Genomic DNA, 18,036 nt, shown 5'->3' on the forward strand with positions numbered 1-18,036 from the left:
GTACTGGTTTAAACTTAACCCACTATGTTTATGACTTGGGCAAGATTTTGTCGGGCTGAGACGATTTTGTAAAGGCCTCAGCCCCGAATTATCTTACATTAACTTTTCTTCCGGCGACGTTCGCCTGGCAGCAGCATATCTGCCCATTTGATGATGTTGGCGACTTCTGCCGGATTGAGTTCGTAGAACTGGCCGCGTTTTAGGCGGTTTGGCAGGCCGATGGGGCCGAAGCCTACGCGGACAAGGCGGCTGACGGTCAGGCCTTGGCTTTCAAAAATGCGACGTACTTCGCGGTTTCGGCCTTCTTTGATGACGACGTTGTACCATTTGTTCGCGCCTTCGCCGCCTTGTTCGTAGATGCGTTCTACTTTAGCCAAGCCGTCTTCGAGCATGACGCCTTCTTCGGTCAGGACGCGCATTTGTTCGGTGGTCAACTCGCCCAATACGCGTACGGCGTATTCGCGTTCGACTTCAAAGCTGGGGTGGGCAAAGCGTTGAACGAGTTCGCCTGAAGTGGTCAGGATCAAGAGGCCGCTGGTATTGATGTCCAAACGGCCGATGGCCACCCAGCGGCTGCTGGCTGCTTGCGGCAGGCGGTCGAAAATGCTGACGCGGCCTTGCGGGTCGTCGCGGGAAACGATTTCGCCTTCTTGTTTGTAGTAGAGGATGATGCGTGGCAGGCGGTCTGCCCATTTGAGTTTGATGATGCTGCCTTTGACAGTAACATGGTCATCGGGCGTAACTTTTTCGCCCAGTTGGGCTACGCGGCCGTTGACGGTTACCCAGCCGTTGCTGATCCATTCTTCCATTTCGCGACGTGAGCCGACGCCGGAAGCGGCCAAGACTTTTTGCAGGCGCTCAGGTTCAAAGCGTGAAAGGTCGCTGCGGCGTTCTTTCAAATCGCGGGCGTGCTCCATGATTTTTTGGTTGGGGTTGCGGACAACCAGTTTTTTGGCTTTGGCGGCACGTTGTTTTGGGGCGGTATTTTGAGCTTTGGGGCCGTCTGAAACTTTTTGGCCGTAAGGTTTGCCTGATGTTTTGCGCTCGTCGTCTGGACGTTTTTTATTGGCAAAGGATTTGGCCGGTTTGGAAGGTTTTTTGGCGGTAGATGATACGCCGTCGCGCCATTGGCGTTTGCTGGAAGGCTGTTTGGACATGATTTTTCCTAACTCGCTTGAAAAAGCGGTTCTTCTGCGGCATTTGCGGCAGGGGTTGGATTGGGGGAAAAGGCCGTCTGAAAATCAGATTCAGACGGCCTGCCGATGAAAGGCTGTATTGTAACTCAACCAGTAAATTTTTGTTTGAAAATCCGAAAATTATGGCGAAAGGCGTTCGCGTATCCAGTTGCCGTCAACCAGGCGGTATTGGATGCGGTCGTGCAGGCGGCTGGGGCGGCCTTGCCAGAATTCGATGCGGTCGGGAATAACGAGGTATCCGCCCCAATGCGGCGGGCGGGGAACATGCAGGGGATGTTTGACACCGACGGCCGCGGCCTTGGCCACCAAGACGGCTTTGCTGGAAATCACTTCGCTTTGATCGCTTGCCCATGCGCCGATACGGCTGGTGTAGGGGCGGCTTTCAAAATATTCGTCCGAAGCGGCGGCGTCGAGTTTTTCAATGCGTCCTTCAATGCGCACTTGGCGTTCGAGTTCCGGCCAGAAAAAAGTCATGGCGGCAAAAGGGTGTGCCGTATAGGAGCGGCCTTTGCGGCTGTGGTAATTGGTAAAGAAAACAAAGCCTTTGGGGTTGACTTCTTTCAGTAGTACCATACGGCTGTTAGGCCTGCCGTCTTCGCCTACGGCGGCAACGTTGACCGCGGTCGGCTCGTTGACTTCGGCGTGAATCGCTTCGTTCAGCCATTGCTCGAATTGGACAATCGGGTCGGCGTGGCATTCGGCTTCCGACAGCTCGCGTTTGCTGTAATCTTCGCGGATATTGTGCAGATCCATGATTTTTCTCCTTAGGTCTGACTGAATCATACTCCGTTTTTTCAGACGGCCTCAAGGGCATTTGTGTATAATCGTAGCCCTTTCCAATATAGAACAATACGGAGTCCCGTCATGCAAACCGAAGTCGAACTGAAAATCTTAAATCCGAAAATGGCCGATTCCCTGCCTGCTTATGCAACGCCCGGTTCCGCCGGTTTGGACTTGCGTGCCTGCTTGGATGAAGCTGTTGTATTGCAGCCGGGTGATGTGTATCTCGTTCCGACCGGTTTGGCGGTGCATTTGGCCAACCCTGCGTATGCAGCCGTTTTATTGCCGCGTTCCGGCTTGGGTCATAAACACGGTATTGTTTTGGGCAATTTGGTCGGTTTGATTGACTCGGATTATCAAGGCGAATTGAAGGTTTCTTTGTGGAACCGTGGTAAAGAAGCGTTTACCATCGAGCCGATGGAACGCATCGCGCAGATGGTGATTGTGCCGGTTGTCCAAGCTGCGTTTAAGGTTGTGGACGAGTTTGCCGCCAGCGAGCGCGGTGAAGGCGGATTCGGCAGCACCGGCAAAGCCTGATGATTTAAAAGGCCGTCTGAAACAGGATAAATTGAAATATTTGATTTCGGTTTGCCACGGTTCAGACGGCCTTTTTGTTGTGCCAACCTTTGCATAATTACACACAAGATTGCATTTTTATATCTTGCCTGCATGGCCGACGCACCCAATAATACAGGCCGTCTGAAACCTTTACGGAGCGTTGTTATGTCCCGCCCCTCACTTTTTCTGCCTTTGTTTTTGATTATCTTTGGCGCGATTTGGTTTTTACGCGCTACGGATATTTTGCCTGCGACATCGACAATGATTGCCGGTGTATTAATTATTTTGGGCTTTGCCGTATTGATTATGGACGGCATCAACAAACAGTCCATTGTTTCCGGCCCGATGTTGGTTTATATCGGTACAGCCATTTATCTGCACATGAGCTACTGGATTTACCTCTCGCCGTTGCTGGCCATCGGCATGGTCGTGTTGGGTTGCCTGCTGTTGCTCTCGCGCAGCGATATGATTCCTGAGAAACACACAAAATAGAAAGATGAGAGATTTGGGTTTTGCCCTATAAAGGCCGTCTGAACAATGGTATAATCCGCCGCTTCAGACGGCCTTTTTTATTGTGGTTTAAATTTGAAATTTACCCTATCGGCCGCACCGTTTTCTTACATTTTGCAAAGTTTCCTCCATGACCCAAGACAAAATCCTTATTCTCGACTTCGGCTCGCAAGTTACCCAGCTGATCGCCCGCCGCGTGCGCGAAGCCCATGTTTACTGCGAACTGCATTCTTTCGACATGCCTTTGGAAGAAATCAAAGCCTTCAACCCGAAAGGCATCATCCTCTCCGGCGGCCCTAATTCCGTTTACGAATCCGATTATCAAGCCGATACCGGTATTTTTGATTTGGGCATTCCGGTTTTGGGCATCTGCTACGGCATGCAATTTATGGCGCACCACTTGGGCGGTGAAGTTAGCCCGGGCAACCAACGCGAATTCGGTTATGCACAAGTTAAAACCATCGACAGCGAGCTGACACGCGGCATTCAAGATGATGCGCCTAATACGCTCGACGTATGGATGAGCCATGGCGATAAAGTTTCCAAACTGCCTACCGGCTTCTCTGTCATCGGCGACACCCCGTCTTGCCCGATTGCCATGATGGAAAACGCTGAGAAACAATTCTACGGCATCCAATTTCACCCTGAAGTGACCCACACCAAACAAGGTCGCGCGTTGTTGAACCGCTTTGTCTTGGATATTTGCGGCGCACAACCAAGCTGGACCATGCCGAACTACATCGAAGAAGCCGTTGCCAAAATCCGCGAACAAGTCGGCAGCGACGAAGTGATTTTGGGTTTGTCCGGCGGCGTGGATTCTTCCGTAGCAGCCGCGTTGATTCACCGCGCTATCGGCGACCAACTGACCTGCGTGTTTGTTGACCACGGTTTGTTGCGTTTGAACGAAGGCAAAATGGTAATGGACATGTTTGCCCGCAACTTGGGCGTACGTGTGATTCACGTTGATGCCGAAGAGCAATTTTTGGCGAAACTTGCCGGCGTGACCGATCCGGAGAAAAAACGCAAAATCATCGGTGCGGAATTTATCGAAGTCTTTGACGCTGAAGAGAAAAAACTCACTAACGCCAAATGGTTGGCGCAAGGTACGATTTACCCTGACGTAATCGAATCCGCAGGCGCGAAAACCAAAAAAGCCCACGCCATCAAATCCCACCACAACGTCGGCGGCCTGCCTGAAAACATGAAGCTCAAATTGCTTGAGCCTTTGCGTGATTTGTTCAAAGACGAAGTGCGCGAACTGGGCGTCGCTTTGGGCCTGCCGCGCGAAATGGTGTACCGTCATCCGTTCCCGGGCCCGGGTTTGGGCGTGCGTATCTTGGGCGAAGTGAAAAAAGAATATGCTGACTTGCTCCGTCAAGCAGACGATATTTTTATTCAAGAATTGCGCAATACTACCGATGAAAACGGCACATCTTGGTACGACCTGACCAGCCAAGCATTTGCCGTATTCCTGCCTGTGAAATCCGTCGGCGTGATGGGCGACGGCCGTACTTACGATTACGTCGTAGCCTTGCGTGCCGTGATTACCAGCGACTTTATGACTGCCCACTGGGCTGAGCTGCCTTACTCGCTGCTTGGCCGCGTGTCCAACCGCATCATCAACGAAGTCAAAGGCATCAACCGCGTGGTTTATGATGTCAGCGGCAAACCGCCTGCCACGATTGAGTGGGAATAATCCCTCAATAATAAAGGCCGTCTGAACAGATATTGTTCAGACGGCCTTATTTATTAGGGACCTAAGCCCAATTAAAATTGATTTTTCAATTCACGCAAAGCGGCGAAGACTTCGAGTTCGCTGTTTAATTTTCGTCCGCTCAATTCTTCGGCGCGTGCCTGAACTTGGGGCAGGTGTACGCGGAAAAACGGATTGACTTTGCGCTCGTGCGCCAGGCTGACAGGCAGTGTCGGCGTGTGTTCGGCTGCGGCCAAGGCCGTCTGAATGTCGATGTTGTCCGGCTCGATGTGCTGGGCAAAGCGCAGATTGGAGGCGGTGTATTCGTGCGCCGGATAAAACAGTGTTTCTTCGGGCAGCTGGTTGAATCGGTGGAAGCTGTCGTAAAGCTGCTCGATTGTGCCGGTAAATACGCGGCCGCAACCGGCGGAAAACAAGGTATCGCCGCAGAAAACGTGCAGGCCGTCTGAATTTTCCAACAGATAGCTGATGTGGCGGTCGGTATGGCCGGGGGTTGCCCAAACGGTAACCAAGCCTTCGCCAAACGGGAACTGCGTACCTGCGGTGACGGTATGCGTCGCCACGTCGATGTCGCTTTCGCCATAGATTGGGGATTCTAAAAAGCCATGGAACAAGCTTTTTGCGCCGCCGGTATGGTCGGGGTGCGGATGGGTAATCCATGTTTGCGCCAGCATCAGGCGGTTGTGGACGAGGAATTTCAAAACGGGCGTGGCATCGGATGGATCGACGCAGGCAGCATGGTTGCCTTCTTGAATCATCCAGATGTAGTTGTCGTTTAGGGCTTTAATTGGCGTGATTTTCATATGCTTTCTTCTGGTTTGGGGTTTCAGACGGCCTCTAAATAATCTTTGATATTCGGGCTTTGGCCGAACACGGCTTCATGGGCTTGATGGATGCACAGTCGGTTGAACAGCAATCTTTGGGTTTGGTCGCTGTCGATAATCCGCACTTGGCCTTGCAGTTTGGGCGCGTCGTGATGAAAGGTATTCTTAAACGCGTGCCAACGGTCGGTTTGCAGATGGACGACGGCAAACATATCGTGCGAGATATTAACGCCGACACTGAATAGCTTGGCCGAGGCTTGCAGGCAGAAACTGCTGTCGCCAAACAGGCATAGCCCCGTGTTTTCCGGATAGCGGAACAATTCGATTTTCACGGCTTCGGGTTTGGCAAAGATATTACAAAACAGCCGTTCAAACAACGACGGCTGTGCCACGCCTTCGCTCAACATACCGTAAAGTCCGCCCAGCCAATCGACATAGCCGAGAAAAGTGAAACGGTAGTCCTGTATAATGGCTTCGATGCGCTTGGGGTCGCGTTTGCTGATCAAGCGGACAAATTCAAAACCGACTTCCGGCAGCCGCGCCCGAAGTGTTTGATGTAGGCGGTGGGCAAACAGGTTTTTATGGTTGTGCGGATTGCGCAGGATACCGAGGAATTTCAGCCGTAATATCCGCCACAACGCATCCGGTACTTTGACGGTATCGGTATTTGCCGTAGTTGTTTTCAGACGGTCTGCAGGCAGGGTGCGCAGGTGGTTGCAGGCTTCTTCGTAGCCGCTTTCATGACGGTTGAACCAGCTTTCCAGATTATATTGGTTGGCGGAGTCTTCGACAAAGGTCAGCGTATAGAGGTTTTTCGCCGCCAAGTTGCCGATGATGTTGACGCTTATCGCTTCGCTGCGGTTTTGTTCTTTGCTACGGGTTTTTTCACCAGTATGGAATATGGACAAAGGCAGCTTGTAAACATTCTGATTCTGAGGGCTGACCTGCGGATTATGCGCGTGCTGCCGCTGCTCGGTTTGGGCGATGAAGTGGTGTTCCTTCGTCGGATTCGCGGTCAACAGGGCGTAAGGCTTTTCGCCGCATTCGGAAAATTCGCAATCGCTGAGGATAAAGGCTTGTCGAGTCATAATGTCAGGAAAGGCCGTCTGAATATGTCGATTATAGTTTAAAAGTGGCAATTATACAGAATGACGGCGACGAGTTTGGTCTTTATACGCAAAAGGACGCAAAAAGGTCATCTGAAAACGGATATAGCGAGGTTCGCTAAATCGTTTTCAGACAACCTTAAATCAACGGACTGTTCAACACTATTTATTCTTCTTTTTGGAAAACATGGTTGCGGTGATACTCGAAATATTTTTCGCTTTCAGGTTCGATTTTTAATTTCATATCGGGAGAAATTCCAAGCCGCTTTTGATTTTCCAGATCGATTTTCGGACTGATTTTTATCGTACCGTCGGCATCAAACGTAATCAGTCCGCTATCGAATAATGCGTCAATATTGGGTGCGAGCATCAGTCCATTGAAGGGATCTAACCTCTCTTCATTATTGCATTTGCTCCAAGGTTTGATATGGCTGGCAATAAGTAAAGACCGAACATCTAGACCTGTTAGCGGGCAGTTCGGATACAGTTCGAGTAGTTTTTGCCGGAATCTGCCTTGCCCTTGACGGGCTTTTATCAAAGTTTCAATTTCGGTTCGCTTTTCTGGATTAGTCTCGGAGGCTAAACATTCTTCGAGTTCGTCTATATTAGATTTTAAGGACAGGGTAGAAGCTACCTGAAAATTTGGTATTCCCATGAGCCGTCCTACCGGTAATCCGTTTTTCTTACAGGTTCCGCATGGAGTTAGTTCTCTCCTGTATTCATCCAGGCTCCATTTTTCAAGTTCTTCAATTGAGTTTGAGCAAACTTTGAAATATTTTCCAGTTGTGCGCCCCGGCCTTTTATTTAGTTGGTTACAATTAGCAAAATGTATTTTGGGATAATCTTTCCAAATCTTAGAAGGGTCTTTAGTTTGATCTATATTTAATACAAATCCATTTGGGTTTTCATCAATCCATTTAATATAGTCATCATCATTCGGCATGTTTTTAAAAATTACTATGTTAGACATAAGCTTCTCCAAATCTTTCTATAAATTCAATTAAGTTTATTTGTATATAGGTTCGGGACAAAAAATCTAGGCCGTCATTCCCGCGCAGGCGGGAATGACGGCGGTCGGCTCGGTCTTATACGCAAAAGAACATATAAAGGTCGTCTGAAAACAGATATAGCAGAATCCGCTAAATCGTTTTCAGACGACCTTTCTCTTTAAAGCCGAATCAAATCAGCCTGCCGGTTAACCCAAAGCCTTTCTTGCTCCGGCAAAGAGGCGGTACCAGCCGGACAATTCCGTCCAGTCTTCCGGTTTCCAGCTCATTTGTGCGGCACGGTATACGCGTTCCGGATGCGGCATCATGATGGTAACGCGGCCGTCGGCGTTGGTCACACCGGCGATGCCTTGAGGCGAGCCGTTAGGGTTTAGCGGATAAGTTTGGGTCACTTGGTTTTGGCCGTCCACATATTGCAGCGCAATGCCCAAATCGGCGGAAATATTGCCGCCGTGAAGCGCGAAGTCGGCGCGGCCTTCGCCGTGGCTGACCACGACAGGCAGGCTGGAGCCTTGCATTTCGTTCAGAATCAGGGAGGCTGATTTGGGGACGTGAACCATGCTCAGGCGCGCTTCGAACTGTTCGCTCAGGTTGCGTTTGAACTTCGGCCAGCCTGCCGTGCCGGGGATGATTTCAGCGAGGTTGCTGACCATTTGGCAGCCGTTGCACACGCCCAATGTCAGCGTGTTTGGATCGGCGAAGAAGGCGGCAAATTGGTCGCGCAGAGCAGGGTGGAACAGAATCGATTTCGCCCAGCCTTCGCCTGCACCGAGTACGTCGCCGTAGCTGAAACCGCCGCACGCCGCCAGCATTTTGAAGTCGGCAAGGTGGACGCGGCCTGCCATCAGGTCGGACATATGCACGTCGTAAGCATCGAATCCGGCGCGGGTGAAGGCGGCGGCCATTTCGATTTGTCCGTTCACGCCCTGTTCGCGCAGGATGGCGATTTTGGGTTTCGCGCCGCTGTTGACGAAAGGCGCGGCGATGTCTTCGTTCACGTCGAACTTCACGTCGGCAAACAATGCGCTGCGGTCGTTGTCGTCAATCAGGGCAAACTCACTGTCGGCGCAGGCAGGGTTGTCGCGCAGACGTTGAATGGCGTGGCTGGTTTCCTGCCATGCGCGTTGCAGGTCGGTAAGGGATTGATTGAAAATTTCTTCTCCTGCATTGATGACCATATGGCCGCTGTCGGCAAACTCTCCCAAATAGTGCAGCGTGAGATTCAGTTTCTCGCACAAATTGAAAATATATTCGTGGTCGGCAGCGTGAACAGCAATAACGGCTCCTAATTCTTCGTTAAACAGGGTAGTTAGGACAAATTTTTGCCATTCTTGAGACGAGTAATACTCGTTTTGAACGTTAATATTTTTACTTACCATTGTCAGCAGGTCGAGATTCATGCCACGGCGAGAAGCAAATGCCATTTCTGCCAGAGTCACAAACAAACCGCCGTCGCTGCGGTCGTGGTAGGCCAGCAACTTATCTTCTTGAACGAGTTGCTGAATTAACTGATAAAACGCTTTCAGATGGCCTGCATCAATATCAGGTGCTTCGCCGCCGCTTCGGTTATACACTTGAGCCAGTGCAGACCCACCCATACGGCACTTGTTGTTGCCTAAGTCAATCATCAGCAGAATAGTGAATGAATTGGCATTGTCTTTTAATACGGGCGTAACGGTTTTGCGTACGTCTTGAACTGGCGCGAACGCGGAGATAATCAGGCTCAACGGCGAGACGACAGATTTTTTCTCTTCGCCGTCCTGCCACACGGTTTTCATTGACAGGCTGTCTTTGCCTACGGGGATGCTCAGATCCAATGCCTGACAGGCTTGGGAGACGGCTTCGACGGTGCGGTAAAGTTTTTCGTCTTCGCCTTCGTTGCCGCATGCCGCCATCCAGTTGGCGGAAAGTTTGATGTTGCCGATGTCGCCGATATTGACCGCCGCGATGTTGGTAATGGCTTCGCCGATGCACATTCTGCCCGAAGCAGGCGCGTCAAACAGGGCGACAGTCGGTTTTTCTCCCATAGACATCGCTTCGCCGCGATAGGTATTGAAGCCCATCATGGTAACGGCGCAGTCGGCTACGGGGGTTTGGTATTTGCCGACCATTTGGTCGCGGTGGGTCATGCCGCCGACACTGCGGTCGCCGATGGTAATCAGGAAGTTTTTGGCTGCTACGGTAGGCAGACGCAAAACGCGGTAGGCGGCTTCGGTAATGTCGATATCGCCCGCGTTAAACGGTTTTTCAGACGGCGTAACCGTTTTGTCGGTACGCGTGGTTTTGGGCGGTTTGCCGAGCAAGACGTTCAATGGCAAATCGACGGGATTGTTGGAGAATAAATCGTCGCGTACTTTCAAATGACCATCGTCGGTCGCTGTACCGACTACGGCAAATGGGCAGCGTTCGCGTTCGCAGATGGCGCGGAAGGTCTCCAAATCTTTTTCCAAGATGGACAACACATAACGTTCTTGCGATTCGTTACACCAAATTTGCAATGGGCTGAGGCCGTGTTCTTCCAGCGGCACTTCGCGCAGTTTGAATACCGCGCCGCGACCGGCATCGTTAACGAGTTCGGGGAAGGCGTTGGACAAGCCGCCTGCGCCGACGTCGTGGATGGAGATAATCGGGTTTTTGTCGCCAAGCTGCCAGCAACGGTCGATGACTTCTTGCGCGCGGCGCTCGATTTCGGGGTTGCCGCGTTGTACGGAGTTGAAGTCCAAAGATGCGTCGTTTGTGCCGGTGTTCATGGAAGAGGCCGCGCCGCCACCCAAACCGATGAGCATACCCGGGCCGCCCAGTTGGATCAGCAATGCGCCTTCGGGGATTTCGTCTTTATGCGTCTGCTGCGCCTGAATGCTGCCTAAGCCGCCTGCAATCATAATTGGTTTGTGATAGCCGCGAACCTGACCGTCGAACTTCTCTTCAAAAGTGCGGAAGTAGCCCAAGAGGTTCGGACGGCCGAATTCGTTGTTGAACGCTGCGCCGCCGATCGGGCCTTCAATCATGATGTCTAAAGGAGAAGCAATATGGCCGGGTTTACCATAGGCTTGTTCCCAAGGCTGCTCCAAGCCAGGGATATTCAGGTTGGAGACGGTAAAGCCGGTCAAGCCTGCTTTCGGACGTGAGCCTTTGCCTGTCGCGCCTTCATCGCGGATTTCACCGCCTGCACCTGTTGCCGCTCCGGCAAACGGCGCGATGGCGGTCGGGTGGTTGTGTGTTTCCACTTTCATGATGATATGGGTGTCTTCTTCGTGGAAACGGTAGCCTTGGTTTTCCGCCGCATTCGGATAGAAACGCTCGACTTTGGCGCCTTCGATTACGGACGAATTGTCTTTATAGGCAACGACTGTGCCTTCGGGATGCGCATTGTGTGTGTCGCGAATCATGCCGAAAAGGGATTTCGGTTGTTTTTCGCCGTTGAGGATGAAGTCGGCGTTGAAGATTTTGTGGCGGCAGTGTTCGCTGTTTGCCTGAGCGAACATCATCAATTCAACATCGGACGGATTGCGGTTTAAAGCCTGATAGTTTTCAACCAGATAATCGATTTCGTCGGCTGAAAGCGCCAAGCCCATTTCAGTATTGGCTTTAACCAATGCCTCTTTACCGCCGCCCAATACATCTACGCTGGAGAAGGTTTCCGATTGGATGTGGTGGAACAGTTGCGCCGCTGCATCGATGTCAGTCAACACGCTTTCGGTCATGCGGTCGTGCAATAGGGCTGCCCATTGTTGTTTTTGCCCGTCGGTAAGTGCGCCTTCCAACCATACGGCCATGCCGCGTTCGATACGTTCAATGCCTTCCAAACCGCAGTTTTCGGCGATATTGGTTGCTTTGGAAGCCCAAGGCGAAATGGTGCCCAAACGGGGCGTTACCAAAAATAAATGCAAGCCTTCGCGCGCTTTGGGCGTTTGTTCAACGCTTTGCGCCGCCAGTAAGGCTTGCAGTTTTTCGACTGTCGCGGCATCAAGTGCTTTTTCGCTACCGACAAAATACCAAAATTCGCTGCTTAATTTGACTTCGGGCAGGCCGAGTGCGGCTGCTTTTTGAAAGAGTTTTTCAACACGGAAATCGGAAAGGGCGGTTACACCGCGCAAGGGCAGAACAACAGACATGGATTCAGCTCACAAAATGCAGTTGGGGAATCCGTTATTATACCTGAAAAATGCGATTTTGCTTGTGAATTTATACTTGAAATGTTGACAATTTTTACTTGTAAATTGAAGGAGAATGGGAGCAATCGTGTCGCTTGATTTTTTATTTTGTACCTGATTATTCGATTATTTTTGTTTATTTTTGAAGAATCGAGAGAAGTGGGGACGGATAGGCGTAAAGGTATAAAGTAAAAATTATTTAATTGTTGTCTTTGACATTTTGCTGACAATAAGGCCGTCTGAAAGATTGCTTTCAGACGGCCTTGCTTTATCCCTTTCTTTTGTTTCCCAGCATATCCAGCAAACCAGCCAGATTGCTTTTTCCTTCTTCCTTGCTCACAATCGGCTCGCCGCCTTTGCGGCCTAAAATCTTGATGTCTTCCTGCGGCATTTCGTCTATGAAGCGGCTCGGCTCGGGGAATTGCCATGTGCCTTGCTTTTTGCGTTTGAGGCAGTGGGTCAGCGTAAGTTGGCGTTTGGCGCGGGTAATGCCGACGTACATCAGACGGCGTTCTTCCTCGACGTTGTCTTCTTCTATGCTGTCATTGTGCGGCAAGATGCCTTCTTCGCAACCGACAAGGAAAACGTAGGGGTATTCCAAGCCTTTGGAAGCGTGCAGGGTCGAAAGTTTAACGGCATCGACTTCTTCTTCGCTTTTGCCCTCCAAAAGCGTCATCAGGGCGATGGTTTGGGCAAGCTCGATGATGTTTTTGCCGTCTTGCTCGCCTTTGCGTTCCAGCCAGCCGGTCAGGTCGGTAACGTTGCGCCATTTGATTTCGCCTGCTTTGCCTTCTTCGTTGGCCAACAGGTGGTTTTCGTAGTCGATTTCTTTCAGCAGGTTATGGATAAGCTCGCCTGCTTCGCTGGTTTCGGCTTTGGCGCGGTAGCTTTCAATCATATCCATGAAGGCTTGCAGGTGTTGGCGGTTGGTATTGTTCAACAGGGCAAGCGCTTCTTCGGTTTGCGCGGCTTCATACAGGCTGCATTCGTGTTCGTGCGCGTAGGTGTTGAGCTTGCCCAGCGTTACGTCGCCGATGCCGCGTTTGGGCGTGGTGACGGCGCGCAAGAAGGCAGGATCGTCGTTGGGGTTGGCAAGCAGGCGCAAATAGGACAAAACGTCTTTGATTTCGGCTTTGTCGAAAAAACTCTGCCCGCCGGAGAGTTGGTAGGGAACGCGCGCGCTGCGCAAGGCTTCTTCAAAAATCCGCGCCTGATGGTTGCCGCGGTATAACACGGCGAAATCGGCGTATTGGGTTTTGTCGCCGCCGACCAGCTTCTGCTTGACGATTTGGCTGACAACCCAGTCGGCTTCGTGCTGCTCGCTTTGACAGGCAACGACTTTGACGATTTCGCCTTCGCCGAACTGCGACCAAAGTTTTTTGGTAAAGAGTTTGGGGTTGTTTTCGATGACTTTGTTGGCGATTTTGAGAATCCGCGCAGTGGAGCGGTAGTTTTGCTCCAGTTTGATGACCTTCATCTGCGGATAGTCTTCCTGCATTTTGCGCAGGTTTTCCATGTTCGCGCCGCGCCATGCGTAGATGGACTGGTCGTCATCGCCGACGGCGGTAAACATCCCTTCCGCGCCGGTCAAGAGCTTCATCAGGGTGAATTGGCAGGTGTTGGTGTCTTGGCATTCATCAACCAGCAGATAACGCAGCCGCCGCTGCCATTTGTTGCGCACTTCGCTGTTTTGCTGCAACAGCACGGCGGGCAGGCGGATTAAGTCGTCGAAGTCCACCGCCTGATAGCTTTGCAGGGTTTCCTGATAACTGGCATAGACACGCGCTGTTTGCTGTTCCCACACATTAGAGGCCGTCTGAACTACCTCTTCAGGCGTTTTTAAATCGTTTTTCCAAAGGGAAATCTGGTGCTGCGCTTTGAATAAGGCTTCTTTTCCTGTACCGCCCAAAAGTTCGCCGATGATTTTCGCGCTGTCGGTAGAGTCGAGGATGGAAAAGTTTTTTTTGTAACCGATTTGGTTCGCCTCTTCGCGCAAAATCTTCATGCCCAAAGAGTGGAAGGTGCAAATCGTCAGCCCGCGCATTTGCGATTTGGGCAGCATTTTGGCAACGCGTTCCTGCATTTCCGTAGCGGCTTTATTGGTGAAGGTAATCGCGGCAACGGTATGCGGCAGATAGCCGATATTGACAATCAAATGCTTGATTTTTTGCGTAATCACGCCGGTTTTACCGCTGCCTGCGCCGGCAAGGACGAGCAGGGGGCCGCCAAGATATTGGACTGCGGCTTGCTGTTGGGGGTTGAGTTTCATTGAAGGGGAAGACGGGTAATGTGGGGAGCAATTATACAACAAGGCCGTCTGAAATTTTCAGACGGCCTTGGGCGTTTTTTAGAGTAACCCCTATGAAAAATATTTTAATTTGCCTTTGAAGTCTTCCAGTTTTTCGTAGCCTTTTTGCGCCATGATGGCTTTTAATTCAAGGGAAATCCGTTCGAAAATGCCCACGCCTTGCTGGTGTAGCGCCGTGCCGATCTGCACCATGCTTGCGCCGCACAAGATGTGTTCAAACGCATCACGGCCGCTATAAACGCCGCCTGTTCCGATGACTTGGATAGACGGATCCAGTCTTTGATAGAACGCATGGACATTGGCAAGTGCGGTCGGTTTGATGTATTGGCCACCTATGCCGCCGAAGCCGTTTTTCGGGCGGATAACAACGGATTCGTCCTCGATATACATGCCGTTGCCGATGGAGTTGACACAGTTGACAAATTTTAAGGGATGGCGGTTGAACACTTCCGCCGCTTGATCGAAATGGACGATATCGAAATATGGCGGCAGTTTGACGCCTAAAGGTTTATCGAAGTAGCTGAAGGCTTCGCTCAAAATCCGCTCGGTGGTTTCAAAATCATAGGCGATTTGCGGCTTGCCGGGGACGTTTGGGCAGGATAGGTTGAGTTCGGTAATGCCGTTGAATCCGCTGTTTTGCACCTTTTCCAGCAGGATATGTGTTTCGCCGGGCGACAGACCGACCAGTGATAGGAAAAATGTCCGTTCCGGCTGAGACTCTTGAAGGGTAAGCAGGTAATCCAGATAGTAATCAATGCCTTGATTCGGCAAACCCATCGAATTGATGCTGCCGAGAGGCACGTCCCGATAACGCGGTTCGGGGTTGCCTTGACGAGGGGTAAGCGTAGCAGTTTTGGTAATGAAAGTGCCTGCCGAAGACTGTCTGACCGCTTCCAATTCCTCAACAGTCATGCACGACACACCAGCCGCATTCATCAGGCAGTTGTCAAAAGAAAAACCGGCGATTTGTGTTTTCAACGATACCATCTCCTGCTCCTTTTCTTCGTAAAATCAAATTGTTTGACAAGCGTAACACGAAGAAGCGGTACGATTTTTAACAAACATCAAATGACAAAGCATGTAGGCGGATGTTGTTTTCAATATTGAAAAAAGGCCGTCTGAAAAACTCAAACGGTCTTTTAGACGGTCTTCGCTATATGGCATCAATTAGGGAATAAAAGCTGTCGGCTGATTTGGATATTGGGTTTTGAAAATCAGGCCAACCATTCGGCCAAGGCCGCTTCAAAACGTTTCAAGCCTTCGGCCATGTCTTCATCGTTCAGCAGCAGGCTGGGGGCGAAGCGCACGACATTGGCGCCGGCAACCAGTACCATCAGGCCGTGTTTTAAAGCGGCGGCGGTGATTTCAGATGCCTTGCCTGCGTATTTGTCTGCCAACACGCAGCCGAGCAGCAAGCCCATGCCGCGGACTTCTTTAAATACGCCGGTTTTTTCGCCTATTTCACGCAAGGCCGTCTGAAGTTTTTGGCCTTGTTGTTTAACGTGTGCCAATGTTTCGGGCGCATTGATGATGTCAAACGCACGGCTGCCGACCGCACACGCCATCGGATTGCCGCCAAAGGTCGAGCCATGTGTTCCGGGGCCGAAGGTTGGGGCGATTTTATCGGTGGTCAGAATCGCGCCAATCGGGAAGCCGCCACCCAAGGCTTTGGCGGAGCTGATGATGTCGGGTGTGATGCCGTAATACTCGTAGGCAAACAGTTTGCCCGTATGACCCATGCCGGTTTGCACTTCGTCCAAAATCAGCAAGGCGCCGTGTTTGTCGCATAAACGGCGTGCGGCTTGCAGATATTCTTGGGTGGCAGGCAGGATACCGCTTTCACCTTGAATCGGCTCGATAATCACGGCGCAGGTTTTGTCGCTGATGGCTGCTTCCAATGCGGCAACATCATTGAAGGGAACGTGGGTAATGCCGGCCGGAAGCGGCGCGTAGTCTTTGCTGTATTTGGGCTGGCCGCCGACGGATACGGTAAACAGGGTGCGGCCGTGGAAGCTGTTGAGGCAGGAGATGATTTCGGTTTTGTGTTCGCCAAAATGATCGCGGCCGTATTTGCGCGCCAGTTTCAGTGCGGCTTCATTGGCTTCCGCGCCGGAATTGCAGAAAAACACTTTGTCGGCAAAGGTGTTTTCGACCAGTTTTTTGGCCAATTCTTGCGCCGGTTGGGTGGTGTAGATATTAGAAATGTGCCAGAGCTTTTGCGACTGCTCGGCCAAGGCTGCGACCAAATCGGGATGGCAATGGCCTAGCGCGTTCACAGCAATACCGCCTGACAGGTCAATGTATTCTCGTCCTTCGGTATCCCAAACCCGGCTGCCGAGCGCGCGTTCCGGAATCATGGGGGCGAATGAGAAATTGGGCGTCAGGTAGTTTTGCATGTTCTTTTCCTTTTGATATTGTCAACAATTTCTTCAATTATGCGCCTATTGATTGAGAGATTCAATATGGTAATCAGGCCGTCTGAAAACTGGCTTTCAGACGGCCTGATGCTTATTTATGCTTGATTTCCCAGCATTGATGGATTTTTTTGTTGCGGAAATCGTCGGGAACGGACTGCTTGGAAATGTCTTTGACGGTGTATTGTTCCGCGACCGAATCGTCCAACACAAAACTGCGCAGGTTGTTGGAGAAATACAGAATGCCGTCTGAAGCGAGCAGGCTCATTGCGCCGTCAATCAGCTTTTTATGGTCGCGCTGGATGTCGAGGATGTCGAGCATCTTTTTGCTGTTGGAAAAGCTGGGCGGGTCCATGACGATCAGGTCGAACTTTTTGCCTTCGTCTGCGGCATTTTGCAGGTATTGGAACACGTCGGCGCGGACGATTTTGTGTTGCTCAAGGTCGATGCCGTTGAGTTCGAAATTGCGTTTTGCCCACTCCAGATAAGTATTCGATAAATCGACGGTTTCGCTGGATACTGCACCCCCGGTTGCGGCATAGACGGTGAAGCTGCCTGTGTAGGAAAACAGGTTGAGGAAGCGTTTGCCCGCTGCGGTGTCGCCGACCTTTTTGCGCGTATTTCGGTGGTCGAGGAAAAGGCCGGTATCGAGGTATTTGTCGAGGTTGACCCAAAACTTGCGGCCGTTTTCAGTGATGACGAAATCGTCGCCGGTTTTGCCGGTTTTTTCGTATTGCTGCAAGCCTTTTTGACGTTCTCGGCGTTTGAGGTGGATTTGTTCGGGCGCAAAACCGGTCACAAAACCAATAGCTTCCAATACATCGGCAAGCCATGCTTCGTATTCTTCGGGCTGCATCAGCCAGCCGGTATCGTATTCCTGAAGATGGATTTGGTCGCCGTAAACATCGACGGCAAAGGGAAATTGGGGAATATCGCGGTCGTAAATGCGCCAGGCTTCGATATTGTTGCGTTTGGCCCATTTCATAAGATGTTTGATGTTTTTGCCCAAGCGGTTGGCAAAGGGGGTAATGTCGGTCATGGTTTTCAGACGGCCTTATTGGGGAAGTTTCCAGAATTGATCAGTAGGGACGTAGGCGTGGCGGTCAAGCATATAGAGAATTGTATCGTCAGGCGCAACTATGGTGGCACGGTCGGTCTTGCCTTTAAACGGGAACACGATTCGTGCTTCCGAGGCGTTTTTGATGTCGATGCCGTAGCTGGTTCTGCCGCTTTCTAATTTGTATTGGTTTTGAGTGTATTCGTAAACGGTTTCTTTGCCTTTTTCGTCTTTGACAGTAAAGCTTTTTTCGGCAAAGGTGATTTCGGCTTTGCTACCGTCGGACGCAACGGCCTTCCATTCGCCGCGATAACTCTCCGAGCCACTGCACGCGCCAAGCAACAGGGCGGCAGCAAGTGCAGGTAATAAGGCGGTTTTGAAAAACTTCATGTCGGATTCATCCGTGCT

14 protein-coding genes are annotated in these 18,036 nt (G+C 51.2%); 3 read left to right on the plus strand and 11 right to left on the minus strand.

Annotated features, from left to right (window positions below; genetic code table 11):
* Window positions 1–98 precede the first annotated feature (98 nt).
* Window positions 99–1,157, minus strand: a complete 1,059-nt coding sequence (locus tag ACTHTG_RS06600; RefSeq protein ID WP_003686367.1) for a pseudouridine synthase — start codon at window positions 1,155–1,157, stop codon at window positions 99–101.
* 159 nt (window positions 1,158–1,316) lie between these two features.
* On the minus strand, window positions 1,317–1,949 hold the full coding sequence (pdxH, locus tag ACTHTG_RS06605; protein WP_036490991.1) for a pyridoxamine 5'-phosphate oxidase: 633 nt from the start codon (window positions 1,947–1,949) through the stop codon (window positions 1,317–1,319).
* Window positions 1,950–2,060: 111 nt separating this feature from the next.
* On the opposite strand from pdxH, the gene dut reads away from it, so the two are divergent.
* The 3 genes from dut (at window position 2,061) to guaA (ending at window position 4,740) form a co-directional block, all read left to right on the plus strand.
* On the plus strand, window positions 2,061–2,513 hold the full coding sequence (gene dut / locus ACTHTG_RS06610; RefSeq protein WP_003680707.1) for a dUTP diphosphatase: 453 nt from the start codon (window positions 2,061–2,063) through the stop codon (window positions 2,511–2,513).
* Window positions 2,514–2,699: 186 nt separating this feature from the next.
* Window positions 2,700–3,026, plus strand: coding sequence for a hypothetical protein (locus ACTHTG_RS06615; RefSeq protein ID WP_049335244.1), 327 nt, complete (start codon window positions 2,700–2,702; stop codon window positions 3,024–3,026).
* Window positions 3,027–3,174: 148 nt separating this feature from the next.
* On the plus strand, window positions 3,175–4,740 hold the full coding sequence (guaA, locus tag ACTHTG_RS06620) for a glutamine-hydrolyzing GMP synthase (RefSeq protein ID WP_003686344.1): 1,566 nt from the start codon (window positions 3,175–3,177) through the stop codon (window positions 4,738–4,740).
* Window positions 4,741–4,811: 71 nt separating this feature from the next.
* On the opposite strand, the gene gloB is transcribed toward guaA, so the two are convergent.
* The 9 genes from gloB to ACTHTG_RS06665 all read right to left on the minus strand — a co-directional run bounded on the left by gloB (window position 4,812) and on the right by ACTHTG_RS06665 (window position 18,018).
* Complete coding sequence (gene gloB / locus ACTHTG_RS06625; RefSeq protein ID WP_049335243.1) at window positions 4,812–5,561, minus strand: hydroxyacylglutathione hydrolase; 750 nt, start codon at window positions 5,559–5,561, stop codon at window positions 4,812–4,814.
* 23 nt (window positions 5,562–5,584) lie between these two features.
* Window positions 5,585–6,670 (minus strand): hypothetical protein, encoded by a 1,086-nt coding sequence (locus ACTHTG_RS06630; protein ID WP_440360586.1) that lies wholly within the window; start codon window positions 6,668–6,670, stop codon window positions 5,585–5,587.
* A gap of 184 nt (window positions 6,671–6,854) precedes the next feature.
* A complete protein-coding gene (locus tag ACTHTG_RS06635) occupies window positions 6,855–7,658 on the minus strand; it encodes an HNH endonuclease (RefSeq protein WP_070588473.1) in 804 nt (267 codons plus the stop codon).
* Between the two features lie 225 nt (window positions 7,659–7,883).
* Entirely contained in the window at window positions 7,884–11,810 is a 3,927-nt protein-coding gene (purL, locus tag ACTHTG_RS06640) for a phosphoribosylformylglycinamidine synthase (RefSeq protein ID WP_070588475.1), read from the minus strand.
* A 307-nt stretch (window positions 11,811–12,117) separates the two neighbouring features.
* Window positions 12,118–14,118, minus strand: a complete 2,001-nt coding sequence (gene rep / locus ACTHTG_RS06645) for a DNA helicase Rep (protein ID WP_070588476.1) — start codon at window positions 14,116–14,118, stop codon at window positions 12,118–12,120.
* Between the two features lie 90 nt (window positions 14,119–14,208).
* Window positions 14,209–15,144, minus strand: coding sequence for a dihydroorotate oxidase (locus ACTHTG_RS06650; RefSeq protein ID WP_070588477.1), 936 nt, complete (start codon window positions 15,142–15,144; stop codon window positions 14,209–14,211).
* A gap of 227 nt (window positions 15,145–15,371) precedes the next feature.
* Window positions 15,372–16,553 (minus strand): aspartate aminotransferase family protein, encoded by a 1,182-nt coding sequence (locus ACTHTG_RS06655; RefSeq protein WP_070504572.1) that lies wholly within the window; start codon window positions 16,551–16,553, stop codon window positions 15,372–15,374.
* 112 nt (window positions 16,554–16,665) lie between these two features.
* The gene (locus ACTHTG_RS06660) at window positions 16,666–17,610 is read right to left on the minus strand and encodes a class I SAM-dependent methyltransferase (RefSeq protein ID WP_004520340.1); all 945 of its coding nucleotides are present in this window, start codon (window positions 17,608–17,610) and stop codon (window positions 16,666–16,668) included.
* A 15-nt stretch (window positions 17,611–17,625) separates the two neighbouring features.
* Window positions 17,626–18,018 carry a hypothetical protein gene (locus ACTHTG_RS06665; RefSeq protein WP_004520341.1) on the minus strand — a complete coding sequence of 131 codons (393 nt, stop codon included), beginning with the start codon at window positions 18,016–18,018 and terminating at the stop codon, window positions 17,626–17,628.
* Window positions 18,019–18,036: the final 18 nt, after the last annotated feature.

It is taken from the genome of Neisseria sp. P0017.S009, assembly GCF_051957375.1.
Classification (GTDB): Bacteria; Pseudomonadota; Gammaproteobacteria; order Burkholderiales; family Neisseriaceae; genus Neisseria; species Neisseria perflava.

What these genes read in the sequence shown, in the direction of transcription:
- ACTHTG_RS06600 (WP_003686367.1), bottom strand. Translation starts at nt 1,157, where the DNA reads ATGTCCAAACAGCCTTCCAGCAAACGCCAATGGCGCGACGGCGTATCA.
- pdxH (WP_036490991.1), bottom strand. Translation starts at nt 1,949, where the DNA reads ATGGATCTGCACAATATCCGCGAAGATTACAGCAAACGCGAGCTGTCG.
- dut (WP_003680707.1), top strand. Translation starts at nt 2,061, where the DNA reads ATGCAAACCGAAGTCGAACTGAAAATCTTAAATCCGAAAATGGCCGAT.
- ACTHTG_RS06615 (WP_049335244.1), top strand. Translation starts at nt 2,700, where the DNA reads ATGTCCCGCCCCTCACTTTTTCTGCCTTTGTTTTTGATTATCTTTGGC.
- guaA (WP_003686344.1), top strand. Translation starts at nt 3,175, where the DNA reads ATGACCCAAGACAAAATCCTTATTCTCGACTTCGGCTCGCAAGTTACC.
- gloB (WP_049335243.1), bottom strand. Translation starts at nt 5,561, where the DNA reads ATGAAAATCACGCCAATTAAAGCCCTAAACGACAACTACATCTGGATG.
- ACTHTG_RS06630 (WP_440360586.1), bottom strand. Translation starts at nt 6,670, where the DNA reads ATGACTCGACAAGCCTTTATCCTCAGCGATTGCGAATTTTCCGAATGC.
- ACTHTG_RS06635 (WP_070588473.1), bottom strand. Translation starts at nt 7,658, where the DNA reads ATGTCTAACATAGTAATTTTTAAAAACATGCCGAATGATGATGACTAT.
- purL (WP_070588475.1), bottom strand. Translation starts at nt 11,810, where the DNA reads ATGTCTGTTGTTCTGCCCTTGCGCGGTGTAACCGCCCTTTCCGATTTC.
- rep (WP_070588476.1), bottom strand. Translation starts at nt 14,118, where the DNA reads ATGAAACTCAACCCCCAACAGCAAGCCGCAGTCCAATATCTTGGCGGC.
- ACTHTG_RS06650 (WP_070588477.1), bottom strand. Translation starts at nt 15,144, where the DNA reads ATGGTATCGTTGAAAACACAAATCGCCGGTTTTTCTTTTGACAACTGC.
- ACTHTG_RS06655 (WP_070504572.1), bottom strand. Translation starts at nt 16,553, where the DNA reads ATGCAAAACTACCTGACGCCCAATTTCTCATTCGCCCCCATGATTCCG.
- ACTHTG_RS06660 (WP_004520340.1), bottom strand. Translation starts at nt 17,610, where the DNA reads ATGACCGACATTACCCCCTTTGCCAACCGCTTGGGCAAAAACATCAAA.
- ACTHTG_RS06665 (WP_004520341.1), bottom strand. Translation starts at nt 18,018, where the DNA reads ATGAAGTTTTTCAAAACCGCCTTATTACCTGCACTTGCTGCCGCCCTG.